General features: G+C 40.9%; 12 protein-coding genes. 2 read left to right on the top strand and 10 right to left on the bottom strand.

Translation table 11 applies throughout. The annotated features are described in order from the left end of the window. Positions 1 to 53: 53 nt before the first annotated feature. From MORIYA_RS14800 to alaE, 10 genes are all read right to left on the bottom strand, one after another. A complete protein-coding gene (locus MORIYA_RS14800; protein WP_174216932.1) occupies positions 54 to 2,447 on the bottom strand; it encodes a restriction endonuclease-like protein in 2,394 nt (797 codons plus the stop codon). Positions 2,448 to 2,461: 14 nt separating this feature from the next. Then, on the bottom strand, positions 2,462 to 4,330 hold the full coding sequence (locus MORIYA_RS14795) for an MrcB family domain-containing protein (protein ID WP_112716336.1): 1,869 nt from the start codon (positions 4,328 to 4,330) through the stop codon (positions 2,462 to 2,464). Positions 4,331 to 4,710: 380 nt separating this feature from the next. Then, positions 4,711 to 5,742 carry a virulence RhuM family protein gene (locus tag MORIYA_RS14785; protein ID WP_112716334.1) on the bottom strand — a complete coding sequence of 344 codons (1,032 nt, stop codon included), beginning with the start codon at positions 5,740 to 5,742 and terminating at the stop codon, positions 4,711 to 4,713. Positions 5,743 to 5,806: 64 nt separating this feature from the next. Then, a complete protein-coding gene (locus tag MORIYA_RS14780; protein WP_112716332.1) occupies positions 5,807 to 6,811 on the bottom strand; it encodes a YecA family protein in 1,005 nt (334 codons plus the stop codon). Between the two features lie 117 nt (positions 6,812 to 6,928). After that, complete coding sequence (locus MORIYA_RS14775) at positions 6,929 to 8,188, bottom strand: type II toxin-antitoxin system HipA family toxin (RefSeq protein ID WP_112716330.1); 1,260 nt, start codon at positions 8,186 to 8,188, stop codon at positions 6,929 to 6,931. Then, positions 8,185 to 8,496: a helix-turn-helix domain-containing protein gene (locus MORIYA_RS14770; protein WP_112716328.1), complete on the bottom strand. Its 312-nt coding sequence runs from the start codon at positions 8,494 to 8,496 to the stop codon at positions 8,185 to 8,187. Before MORIYA_RS14770 ends, MORIYA_RS14775 begins: the two co-directional genes overlap by 4 nt. Positions 8,497 to 8,758: 262 nt before the next feature. Then, positions 8,759 to 8,974, bottom strand: coding sequence for a PTS sugar transporter subunit IIA (locus MORIYA_RS21090; protein ID WP_197713392.1), 216 nt, complete (start codon positions 8,972 to 8,974; stop codon positions 8,759 to 8,761). Beyond that, entirely contained in the window at positions 8,971 to 9,183 is a 213-nt protein-coding gene (locus MORIYA_RS21085) for a PTS sugar transporter subunit IIA (protein ID WP_197713391.1), read from the bottom strand. The genes MORIYA_RS21090 and MORIYA_RS21085 overlap by 4 nt, the downstream gene beginning before the upstream one ends. Before the next feature lie 42 nt (positions 9,184 to 9,225). After that, positions 9,226 to 10,230: a YecA family protein gene (locus tag MORIYA_RS14760; RefSeq protein WP_112716326.1), complete on the bottom strand. Its 1,005-nt coding sequence runs from the start codon at positions 10,228 to 10,230 to the stop codon at positions 9,226 to 9,228. 102 nt (positions 10,231 to 10,332) lie between these two features. Beyond that, positions 10,333 to 10,776 (bottom strand): L-alanine exporter AlaE, encoded by a 444-nt coding sequence (gene alaE / locus MORIYA_RS14755; RefSeq protein ID WP_112716324.1) that lies wholly within the window; start codon positions 10,774 to 10,776, stop codon positions 10,333 to 10,335. A gap of 471 nt (positions 10,777 to 11,247) precedes the next feature. Here alaE and hppD point away from each other — a divergent pair, with 471 nt between their 5' ends. Continuing rightward, positions 11,248 to 12,336, top strand: coding sequence for a 4-hydroxyphenylpyruvate dioxygenase (gene hppD, locus MORIYA_RS14750; protein WP_112716322.1), 1,089 nt, complete (start codon positions 11,248 to 11,250; stop codon positions 12,334 to 12,336). A 24-nt stretch (positions 12,337 to 12,360) separates the two neighbouring features. Beyond that, complete coding sequence (locus tag MORIYA_RS14745; protein ID WP_112716320.1) at positions 12,361 to 13,485, top strand: homogentisate 1,2-dioxygenase; 1,125 nt, start codon at positions 12,361 to 12,363, stop codon at positions 13,483 to 13,485. Positions 13,486 to 13,532 lie beyond the last annotated feature (47 nt).

Genomic DNA, 13,532 nt, shown 5'->3' with positions numbered 1-13,532 from the left:
AGCGAGTTAAAATAACTAATAAAGCCCTACTAATTAATGATTAGCAGGGCTTTTTACGCGAAAGCGTCCTGATACACCTTCTCTACATCGCTAAATTTTTCGATACAATTCAACTTACTCAACGTTGTCAGTTTCATTGAATTGCGTATTGGTCGATGTGGAACATTCTCAATCGCGGCTTGTAGTATCAATGGATTACCTAACTCAAATAAGTAATAAAGCTCATTAGAGCTAGACTCTTTACCCGCTTGCACCGCACTGATAGCGAGCCTTGGTACTAACTTGACATTTTTTACTGGCCACAGCTTATCGATTTGCTTTGCACTCGAATTTTGATCCGATGTGATAGCTAAACCGAGATAGGTAATTTCATCCGCGATATGTTGTTTATATTTATCGAGAAACGTTTTTTGTGGCAAGTGATACCATTTAGCAGAGCCCTGCTTAAACGCAGCAAGATACGCTGGCTCTCGGCCTTTTCCACCGCCTAACGCAATCGTCATAGTTAAGTCAGAATAAAGCTTCTGTGCCATTCCATAATAAGGTATACGTGCCGCATCATTCACATACAAGGCTTCACTAATACTTGAAGAAGGGTAATTTGAATCTAAATTTCCTAATTGAGAAATTAGAAAGTTTTCTAGCCATTTACAATTACTATTGCCTTTTTCACTAGGCAGCAATGCAAAAGCACCGATGCCAATTTCTTGAATTGCTTCAGCATAAGGATTTGTTTTAGATTCTTGATCATAAAAACCCGGATACAAAGCAAAGGCACCAAAGACTGGGCGACTTTTACTTACGCTATCAGCTAATTTATTGATATGAATAAGCGCATCACGATAACGGTGCATCTGATTAATCGCATCGTCGGGAACAAAATCTTGGTTATCTACATCGTCATCATCAAACCGATTATTTTTAGTTTTAATACGATATTTAGCATCAAATAACCAGATGAATTTTTTACCATCTGGAAAGGTTACTTCAAGTAATATATCGGGCTTTTGGCTCACTAAGTATGAACGAATATTGGCACCGTTTTTGTTAAAAATGGGTTCATGCGCCAAACGCGCGGTCAGCCCATCTTCCCGTTTAAAACTAAATGCGCCAGCACCCGTTAACCCATCTTCTAACTGCAATTCAGAATACTTATTTAACTTGAGCTTGGTTTTATGATTTTCAACTTCCACAAAACCAAGGCTATCAGTTAATATCTGCCGCACAGTTAAAAAGCACCATATTTCATAGGTTTCAGCGACTGACTTCATTGATACCGTGGAATGCCGAGCAAACACATCTAAGTAGTACTTTAACTCCTGCCAAACGCGGTATACAGCGCTGTAACCTGTTTTCTGCTGTAAGACTAGCGACTCTCTTTGCTGGCCATTATAATCACCCACGTCCTTTAAAAAGCTTTGCTGCTGCATTCTCTGCAAGGGGTTCTGCCAACTTCGAAGCTGAGTTAAAAAATGTTCCGATAAACGGTACTTGTCATTATCAGTACTTTTAGCTTCGAGCTTTTTGGTTAACGTCTCTAACTCTCGCTTACACTGAGTGACCACCATTTTAATAAAACGATTTTCCGACGTATCAACACTGAGGTATTTTTTATCTTGTTGGTAACGGTTATCGAGACGGCCATTCATAATGTCGCTTTTAACGCGCTCTGCCAATTTATGACTTAACTTACCTTTCAAACGCGCAGCTTTAACATGACTGACTCTATTTTGTAAGCGGCTATGCGGTGAATTAGCGATCACCTTCAATGATGCTTCAAGCTGTTGCCGTAATACCTTAAACTGCGCCAACCAAAGCAGCGGAAAATGACCACGATGTCTACTTTTAGCCGCATGCTGCTCTGTCGTTTCGGCCAAACTAAAGCGCCACAATGGAAATGCGTTATCGATGCACTGATACATTGCCGGTAAATCACTGTGCAGTTGCATTTTGATCGGTAACACTTCAAGGGCAATCGTTAATAACTGCGCCTGTTTTCTAATGTGGTAAGTTAAAGGTAAATTGAGCTGGCCAACATCATTACCCATATTAATAGTGCCAATAAGACTTGGAGATCGCCCCCTGCGTTTCGGCACAAAACGAAAGGATTGCGCGATATGGCGCAAAGGATGCGCAATAGCAGCATCCTCTATGTCTTCATTTAAAAACACCCATTCAAATTGATACTGAGTATTTTCAAAAAACAACGGCTTGATAAGTGTTAATTCACTCACTGGCGAGCAAGGCGCCGCATTATCAAATACAGCTACATCCTCAAGATAAAAATCAAGAAGTTGAATTGGCGGCGTAAAGCAAAGTGTATTCGGCACGTGCTCATCTTTGCGACGTCGTAACATGTCAGAGTAAATCTTTTGCTTTGATTGCAGATTTTGGCAACTGATAGTCAGCTCCCAATCAGCGGTTTCTAAACGAATAAGTTCTTGCACTATCGCAACCTACCCTATGGCCAAAAGCTCGTAAACCCAGCTTGTAATTGCTGATTCATCCAATTTAGCTTGGCTTTACTTCGGCAAGCTATCTCAATCACTTCATCTTCATTGGCAATTATTTTTCGGTAAAGATCAGGACGATTTTGCGTATCCCAAACCATGTTTAACTGTGATTTAAGTACGGTCTCAAGCTGCTCAAGAATATTTTGTTCACTATTCGGCTTGGTCAACTTATCAATATCACCTTCTATGCGGGGTAATACCTTACACATTAAAAAGTCATCCCAAACAGCTTGCAGTGCGATTTCTGATTCAGGCTTCGTAGTGATCACGTTAAGCAATAATTCATTCAATGCGCGATAAGCTAATTTAAATGGCGTGTTTTCTAGCACAGAATTAATGCTGGTTAGAAATTGAATCGAAAGGTTACCCTCGGGATCGGCAGTATGTGCTAGTGCTTGTTTATTGCGGCCGTCAGAGCTGGTTGGATAACTCAGCGTCTTAGCCTTAATCTTAGGTTCAAAAAATGCATCAAAGTCGTTAGGGAAAAACTCACCAAAATCAAACGTCAGCGCCCTATCGATGACCTTACGTGAGAAGCCATGCGTGGTTTCATCCATGTTAACCGTGCCAGCAACAATAAGATTAAACGGGATAGCGATACCATGGTGTAAAAAATACTGCCAAATATCATTATCGTGTTTAATCTTTAAATCTAAGCCTAATTGTTTGGCGAGCCGATCTGAGGGTTTGTTGTCTTCGTCAACAGCTTCACTATCTAGCCCACTAAAAACATCACCTTTAATGAGCGGATCGCATTCATAGCAATAATCTAATCCAGTCTTTTCTAACTTATCAGGATCATTCCATTCGCGCGTCTCTAACACGGAGAGATAATCAGAAAAATACTGTTCAACAGGGGCTAAATTCATCTCATCCAGACACAACCAAAATGGTTTAATATCTTTTAAATCAAAACCTCTCCAATCACAGGGAGTCCCGTCATTATTAAAGGTAATTGACTTAATAATGCCTTTCCACGCTTTAACAATAAATTTCAGCACATCAGTAGCAATATACGTTGGCGAAGCCCCTATGCGCGAGACATACCCAAGTAAATCACTCGGCTCATGCCAATCTGGTCGAACAGAAGTCAAACAATAGGTTTCTTTCAAGCTCCCACTCGCTTTTGCTTGCTCACGCACAAAACGGGTTTTACCCGTACCAGAGATGCCAGCTAAAAGCAGGAAGGGTTTGGAGAGTACTGTATGATCATCAGTCTTCGGAACTACTACCTCTGGCACTTGAATTTCTAAGTTTATTGCGGAATATATATCTAGTATTTCTTTCAAATCTGACAGCAATCTATCGTCATCAGGTATCGAATCACTAGGATAAAATTTAGCGCCAGCTGTAGCTAACTCATAAGAACGACCTAAATCAGTACTTGACCGAAGATCAATACTTTCATTCCAATTTTCAAGCCTTTGGTCTTTACCACGAATTTGATTACGGAGCTCAGCGGCCTTATCTCTTCCACCTCGAGCCCCATATTTTTCCTTCAAATCAGTTGTCCCAAAACCAAGAGATAAATAGATGCCAGAGCCATCAGCGCGGAAAAGATAAACTGGATATATGCCTGATTGAGTTGATGTGGTAATTGTGGGGTTCAAAATAGCTAACCAAGGAACACTCGCCCAATTTCCAGCACCTGCACTTGATTTAACTAAATAAGATGAATTGGCGTCTTTAATATTAGCTTTAACTTCTTCGACTAATTCTTTGCGAATTAAATTAGCAATTGGGTGACCTTTAAACTCTTGTGTACTCGCGTCTTGCCAGCCATCTGCAATCGTCTTTAGTTTTTCTTTCAGATTCATCCTTTTTCCTTAAATCACTGCGGTACATAAGTAACAATTAAAACGAGTAGATTCAGCACCATGTTTTTCAATATATGATTGCCTAAAGCGGCTTTAAGTCAAGAGTAAACGGAGGTTAGAAGAATAACTAAAAAACTAATATATTTAGATGTTTATACTCTTTCATGCATATTATCAGTTGATGGTAATTAGACAAGTATTGCGTAAAAACTTTCAGCGATTACGAAGCAAACTGAGAGCGCTTTGATGTGTGGCAACGTAAGGGAACGTTACCGCTGAGTATCATTGATACCGTAGACTTAGCGCCAATTTCAGCGTTGAAATCACTGAATGTTGGTCGATGATGACACGCAACATCGCGACAGACCCTGTCGTGACTTTTATTGTTTTTTATTCGTTAACGTTTTCACCGCATCTGCTAAATCTTGATCAACTTGGCTTGGTTTTAAATCAATCACCCGTCTAAATTTATCGTACTCTTGTTTGGCTTTTTGCTTTGCTTGTTCTGCCGATATTTCTCCGGCATGAGTCAATACATCAAAATCACTTAATTTAAGAAAATCATTTAACTTATTTGCCCAATCAGCCATCTTCATTAATTTACCGTTACGCGCTTGCAGCTCTGCAAATTCAAGGTAAGAGGTTACCAAACGGTTTAATGTTTCAAGTTCATCTACAGACAAATAATTTTTGCCGACTATCACTTCTTTGCGTATAGGTTCTTTACCAGAATCTTTACCTGGATAATTTGTTAAGCCTAAATGAGGTTTATTGGCATCAATACGTTGGTGAACTACTTCAGCAGCTGTATGGCCATGGGCTGCCCAATGCATTTTATTTTGAACTTGAGAAAAAAAATGGATACTTGATTGTGTTTTACCGTCATAGTCGATACTGGTTGCGTAGATATCACATACCTTCCGCCAGAATATTTTTTCTGAAGAACGAATATCGCGAATACGATTAAGTAATTCTTCAAAGTAAGCGCTAGAGTTGGGCTGTTTTAAGCGCTCGTCATCCATAACAAAACCTTTAACCAAATACGATTGCAAGGTTTTAGTTGCCCATTGTCTAAATTGAATGCCTTGAGGGGAACGAACTCTGTAACCAATAGCAAAAATTGCGTCTAAGTTATAATACTCAAGTAGCCTCGTTACCTCTCTCTCACCCTCTATTTGAACTGTTGCATATTTTGCAATGGTTGCTTTTTGTACTAATTCAGCGTCATCATAAATATTTTTAAAGTGCTTAGAGATAACAGACTTGTCGCGTCCAAATAAAGTAGATAACTGGTTAAGGTTCAGCCATAACGTATCATTTTCAAGTCGACACTCAACTTTAGTTTGTCCGTCAGCGCTCTTAAATAGAAAAAACTCTCCACTAGGCGCATTGGGTATTAAATTATTACTCATTAATTACTCCGTTATTGTTCATATTCTACGGTGTCGGTATCTATAAAGTTTTACACCAGCAATATTAATAATTAATGTTAAACGTAAAACTGTGAGTCAGCAGTGGCTGAACCTGTAGCTCTCGCGGTACTTTGACCCCATCAACATACATTCTCGGATCAAGCGTGACAAAACCCCAGAATTGCAAAAATCGCGTTATAAAACGAGACTCAATGATAGTCGCTAACTGCTCCTGAGATGAAAAATGATCCTCCCTTGGCAGCGACTTTAATAAGTCGGGAAAAGCACGGCACACTTCATCACTTAATGTCTCCATTGAACCATGAGTTTGCAGACGCCAGAGCATAAACACCCAGAACGTACGCACATCGACCTCTGAAGACCATGCATCCATGTAGCCCCAGTTATATTGGCTAGTAGCTGCCTCTAACATAGGCAAGAAGAACGCGCTAATACCCTGCTGTTGATATTGTTTTTGCGCTACTTTTTTCACATGAAAACGCCCGCCTTTTAAATACAGGATCCCGGCGAGTTCTGCTAATACACGGGTATAATGCAGCGCATTAAATTTATCTTCGTTACTGCCTGTGTATTCGCTAATGCTCGGCAAAGTCTGATATTTAGCCACTGCAAATTCTGGTAATAACGCGCTGGCTTGCTTAACCAGTTTGGTGGGAAGATTGCCTTTTGCGGTGGCTTTTATCGAGCCAGCTTGCTGCATTGCGTCTTCTAAGAGCAAAGCCAAATACTGCATTACCGGACTGGTTGCCAAGTCCTCAGGCGTAGTGATATTAACGTCCTTTAATTCGCTAAACGGTGCATACAACCAGTTGGCCATTTGCGTTGGTGTGAGGCCACAAAAATCCTCATTAGGGCGGTTATTACGCTCAGCCGTTTTACGCTGAATGACCAGATTCAAATCATCGATGCTGAGGTTCGGATTCATTGCCATGGTTTGGCTGATGTCATCGAGTATTTCTGTGTGTTGTTTTACTGTCGCGTCCATACAGCAACGTTTGTATTTTTTACCACTACCACAGGGGCATTGGTCATTGCGTCCTACTTTCATTTTATCGCCTTTTAATTTTTACACGCTACAACCGTTAAAAACGTTTGGTATCGACACTGAGTAACAAACTCTATGCAGTGTAAAATTCATATACAAAAGCCTTATCTATCGAGGTTTTTATTTATAAATACGAAAATCAGCCTGCAACTTCTGCCAATGTGTCCTCAACGCTTCTTTATGTTCATCCTGCATAGGTAACGTATTTAACATTTCAGGCCACGTTGCTCTTGCTATCTTAATCGTCTCAAGTAAATGTGGTTTTATAGCAGGCCAAGGTAGTTTTGCATCTTTAGTCCAGCGCTCAAAATGCGCTAACGTCATCTCATACCATTGTTTAGAGCCTGACATATTTAACGCTAACTTATCATCAGTAATATAGGGAATAGTGAAAACCACATCGTATAACGGCGATAACCGCGGCGTACGGCCATCAGGATAAATCATGGTCCAGTTTTTTAAGTGTGCATCGCCATTTCCCAATAATATATTAAGTAACAACCTGCGAGCCATCTCTTGAATATCATGTAATCGCTCATGACTAGCTCGATACAAAGCACTCGCTAGCAGCTCGCAATTCACTTTTTGGTATTTATCAGATGGATACAAACCAAATACTTGCGCAAAATCTTCGGTATGAATTCGTCCCTCAGCACTGCGGTCGAAACGCTGAATACCATAAGCAAATTCTTCATCCGGTAATCGAATATTAGGTAAACCATCTAACTCATCTAATTTAATTAACCGTATTGCAGGGACACTAACACCGACAGATTCAGCCAATCTCATACAGGTATATTCATTTACTGGCACCCCCTTATGCACAGTAGAAGGTGTTTTGATGATCCACATATCACCCGTTAACTCTTGATCAATATGATAACGGCCATCCAGATGAGATGAAGAAAACTTCATTTGTACACCCGCTAAAGAAAACTTAGTATTAGCATGCCTAACTTCTATTTGTACTGGTTCTGTAGACAAACGATGCTCTAAAGCCCAAAGTGGTAAATCGCCCGCTTTAATTGGAGTAGCAATAATGGCACCGGGTAGGTTTAATCCTAAATAGGCTAAAATAGAGAATTCATTATTCGGATGACAATTTAACGACTTAGCCGTCAAATCTCGTAGAATACCTTCGGGAAGTAAATTTGATAATACAGGTGGTATTTTTTCAGTTCTAATTTGCAGCTTAAATAAATAGTTAGGATCAATAATTTGGCGTAATGAAAATACAGGTCTTTCACTTTCTGGTGTCGCCACAAATTCAGGGTTAAAACTGAGGATGTTTTTACCTCCTGCATAATGCGCAATAACCGCAATATTAACGCCGTGCAAACTAATATTTAATCCTTCGACCTGCTCTATTTGTTTGCTCATTTGTTATCCTCAGAGCCAAACCAGAAATCGAGGTCGTCGGTATCATCTTCTAATGACTGAATACTATCAATATTTTCTAATTTAGTTTGCTGAAGGTGCTTTGATTTATTCTTCGGAGTAATTGAAAGTTCAAGATCAAGTCCTTCCAACACACGCAATAATGTTGAAAGCTTAATATCACTGCCTGCTTCAATACGCTGGTACTGCTGCTGCTTCATACCAATACGCATATACATATCAGCTTGTTCCATGCCAAGTTCTTTACGTCTATCGCTAAGTAGCTTAGTAATATTCTCAATCGTATCCATTATAACCTCAAACAACTTTAGCGTTGTAAACTCAACCTTGTACAACATATTAGTTGTAAAGGTTAATTAAAACAACCCGTATGTTGTATAATGTTAATTAAAATAACCTATACGTCGTATGAAATTACATTTTATCACGAAATTATCGATACAAATTATTCCCCCTATAAAATAAATTATGACGACTATAAAAATCACCCACTAAAAAAGGCGATAACTTTCGTTATCGCCTTCGACTAAAAACCAATTATCTCATTTTAACTTAGTATTTTTTAAGTATCTCGATAATGTCAGCGTTATTGTCCGCTGCGATAATAGCTTCAATATCATCATCGTTTTGGAATAACTCAGCAAGTTTCATGATGGTATTAATATGGCTGTCTGAATCCATTGCCGCTAATGTGATCGAGAAGTACACATCACCATTATCTGTCGAACCCAGATCCACACCGGTAACTTGTAATGCCGCTTCATTCACGCCATCTTCTGGACGCGCATGCGGGGTGCTAATACATAATACGGACCAATTTTTTTATGTGCAGCTTTAATTGCATCCACATAACTGGTTTCAATTTTACCGCTAGCCAACAATGTCGAGCAGGTCAAATCTAATGCTGCATCGACAGTCAGGTTTTCCTCAGTCGTAATAACAATGCCGTCATTACCAATTAAATCAAACAGACTCATGACACCATCCAGCCAAGAACCAGACCAACAACACCAAAAATATTAATCCCTGACGTTAAACGCGAAGCTTTGTTTGAGTAACGGCTGAACCTGTAGGTCTCGCGGTACTTTGACCCCATCAACATACATTCTCGGATCAAGCGTGACAAAACCCCAGAATTGCAAAAATCGTGTTACAAAACGAGACTCAATGATAGTCGCTAACTGCTCCTGAGATGAAAGATGATCCTCTCTTGGCAGCGACTTTAATAAATCGGGAAAAGCACGACACACTTCATCACTTAATGTCTCCATTGAACCATGCGTTTGCAGACGCCAGAGCATAAACACCCAGAACGTACGCACATCAATATCAGAAGACCATGCATCCATGTAGCCCCAGTTATATTGGCTAGTAGCTGCCTCTAACATCGGCAGGAAGAACGCGCTAATACCCTGCTGTTGATATTGTTTTTGCGCGACTTTTTTCACATGAAAACGCCCGCCTTTTAAATACAGGATCCCGGCGAGTTCTGCTAATACACGGGTATAATGCAGCGCATTAAATTTATCTTCGTTACTGCCTGTGTATTCGCTAATGCTCGGCAAAGTCTGATATTTAGCCACTGCAAATTCTGGTAATAACGCGCTGGCTTGCTTAACCAGTTTGGTGGGAAGATTGCCTTTTGCGGTGGCTTTTATCGAGCCAGCTTGCTGCATTGCGTCTTCTAAGAGCAAAGCCAAATACTGCATTACCGGACTGGTTGCCAAGTCCTCAGGCGTAGTGATATTAACGTCCTTTAATTCGCTAAACGGTGCATACAACCAGTTGGCCATTTGCGTTGGTGTGAGGCCACAAAAATCCTCATTAGGGCGGTTATTACGCTCAGCCGTTTTACGCTGAATGACCAGATTCAAATCATCGATGCTGAGGTTCGGATTCATTGCCATGGTTTGGCTGATGTCATCGAGTATTTCTGTATGTTGTTTTGCTGCCGCGTCCATACAGCAGCGTTTGTATTTTTTACCACTACCACAGGGGCATTGGTCATTGCGTCCTACTTTCATTTTATCGCCTTGTAATTTTTACATGCTACAACCGTTAAAAACAATTTAACACGCTATAACAGGTAAATTTTATTTCATCTCTACTTATTAACTTTCGTCCCTTTAAGTTCTGACTTTCAATACCGGTTCTGTCGTCGCATGCAAGAATTTACGTATTATTGTCAACCAGTAGCCATAAGGTGCGCCAAGTACCAATAGCGCCAACGTTTGGATCATAGCTGCCTTAGCAATACTCGGTATATCCATGCCGACACTCAGTAAAATGACGATATACAACGGCAATTGAAAAGTGATATTAGCAATTATATCACCGGCTACTTGTCGCCCTTTATTCGATTTACTGCGACTTAATCTAGCGATAATTTTATCACGATAAATCCCATACATACGACCGGTTAAAATATTCACCGGTTGACACAATACCCGCGACATGATGGATTGTTGCAAGGTCATGCCGATAATAGCCACCTCGATAAACATGCCAGTAACAATAGTAAAAGACATCAAGGCTAAAGTATCAGCCAGCCATAGACGGTTAATTTTCATATTTTTGATACTTATGTTCAATTTAAAATTTAGAGTCGACGACAGTACCAATAACTGCAGTGCGATTTAGTGTTGAGTTAACAGGCAGTAATGGCAGTATTTATCGTAAAAAACAGCAATGCAGCGGCCTCCAAATAGTGGCCTTGGCGCATCTTGATATGTAAAGCGAGGATGATTAAATAGTGCTGCTTTCATTGGTTTGATTAAAATCCAGCATGGCGTTACGGTGTGCCGATATTATAAATTCCACTATCAGTGTAAAGCAATGTTAATATTGCCGATGTTGAATTAATATGCTTAAAATGATCTAAATATCAAACAACAACCAAAAAAACCAACCTATTTCAACAACAAATACAGGGTCCTATCAATACAATAGGCAAAACCACCATAAATCGTCCATACTAGCTTCTAAGTTCCTTTTAAATTTGTAGGCTTTTTGCAACTCGAGAGTCTGCAAAGGAGGTCAAAATGGACCACGCGTATGATGATACTAAACAGCTGTTTAGTAATCCTGCGGGGACCGAAGGCTTCGAATTTGTCGAATTCTCGTCTCCCGATCCAAAACAGCTTGCCATGCTTTTCCAACAGTTGGGGTTTCATCCTCATGCCCAGCACAAAACACGCCCGTTAACTTGGTTCAAACAAGGTGATATCCATTTTTTAGTCAGTACAGAAGGTCGTGGTTTTGCCTCTGAATTTGCTAAACAACATGGTCCTTCCGCCTGTGCCATGGGTTTTAAAGTCACCGATGCTGATAAAGCCTATCAACATGCGTTAAACCGTGAAGCCAAACCGTGTAAGCGTAAAATTCTGGAGTTCGGGGTACCGGCTATTTACGGTATTGGCGAAAGCCTGCTGTATTTAGTCGATGATGAGGTGAGGAAACGGCTTTATCAGGAACAGTTTCAATTAACGGGCGAAACTGAAGATGCAGCTACATCGGCAGGGCTCACTTATATCGACCACCTGACTCACAATGTGCAATGTGGACATATGGATCCGTGGGCTGAATTTTATGAGCGCGTCTTTAACTTTCGAGAAATCCGTTATTTTGATATTAAAGGTTCCATGACCGGGTTGCGCAGCCGCGCCATGACCAGCCCGTGCGGAAATCTGCGCATTCCCATTAATGAAAGCAGCGATAACAAGTCACAAATTGAAGAATTCTTGCAGGAGTACCACGGCGAAGGGATCCAACATATCGCCTTAGGCACAGATGATATTTATCAGACTGTTTCGACGTTAAGGGCTAACGGTATCGAGTTTTTGGATATCCCCGACACCTATTACGACATGATCACAGAACGTTTGCCCGGTCATCATGAAGCGATTGAGCAACTAAGAAAAAATCGTATTCTCATTGATGGCCATATCGAATCGGGCAAATTAGTCCTTTTACTGCAGATCTTCACCAAGACCGTGATCGGCCCTATCTTCTTCGAAATTATCCAACGTAAAGGGGATGAAGGATTTGGCGAAGGTAATTTTCAAGCTTTATTCGAATCCATTGAAAGAGACCAGCTTGCGCGCGGTGTACTTTCGACAAAATATAAATAAACCCAGTGGCTAACAGGAATAACTATGATCCGTAGAATCAGCTTTCCACTACGCAAAGGCACCTATTCTCGGCAGGCGCATGCAGATCTGCCCGAACAAGGTATATTTGAGCGCGAAATCAGTCGGGAAGGTTTCTATGGACCCGCAACACACCTGCATCATAAACATCCACCGACAAGCTGGAGTGCATGGTCAGGTAATCACCGGCCAAGGGCATATAACCTATTAAAACTGTCCTACTCGCAAATATCGCCTTGGGATGCGCCACTGCTGTTACACAATGCCAATTGTCAGATCCGCTTCTGGCGATGTAACGAAAAAATGCAAACTTTGGTCAGAAATGCAGACGGGGATGATCTGTTATTTATCCATCAAGGCCACGGCGAATTGTTTTGTGATTACGGCCATTTGAGTATTAAACAAGGCGATTATGTATTAATTCCACGTTCTTGTTTATGGCGCTTAGAACCTGTCGAACCCATCACATTACTGATGATCGAAGCCACTAATGATTATTATGGTTTACCGGATAAAACCATCGTCGGCCAGCATGCAATATTTGATCAAGCGGTATTGGATACCCCAGAAATAGACGCTGCCTACCTGCAACAACAAGACGAACAGCCTTGGCAAGTGGTGCTTAAACGTTTTAATGCACTGTCGATTATTGGGTACCCTTTCAACCCGCTTGATGTGGTTGGTTGGCATGGCGATGTGTCGGTAGTCAGGATCAATTGGCAAGATATTCGCCCGTTAATGAGCCACCGTTTTCACCTGCCCCCCTCTGCGCATTCCACTTTTGTGACCAGTCGATTTGTGGTGTGTACTTTCGTGCCCAGACCAATGGAAACCGATCCGGGCGCATTGAAAGTGCCCTTTTACCACAACAATGATGACTTTGATGAAGTTATCTTTTATCACCAAGGCGAGTTCTTTAGTCGCGACAATATTGAACCCGGTATGTTGACCTTCCACCCTTGTGGTTTTACGCATGGCCCTCATCCTAAAGCCTATCGCGCCGGTTGTAAGTCTCAGCGCAAAGCAACAGATGAAGTAGCGGTCATGATTGATACTCGCGATGGCCTGGATATTGGATCCCTGATGCAAGATGTGGAATGGCACGGTTATGTTGAAAGCTGGAAAGAATGACGTTATAAAAAATTAAACACTTAACGAACACATTGGCGAGAGGTTGA

It is taken from the genome of Moritella yayanosii, assembly GCF_900465055.1.
In the GTDB taxonomy this organism is placed as follows: Bacteria; Pseudomonadota; Gammaproteobacteria; order Enterobacterales; family Moritellaceae; genus Moritella; species Moritella yayanosii.
This window is presented reverse-complemented; position numbering and strand designations above follow the sequence as displayed.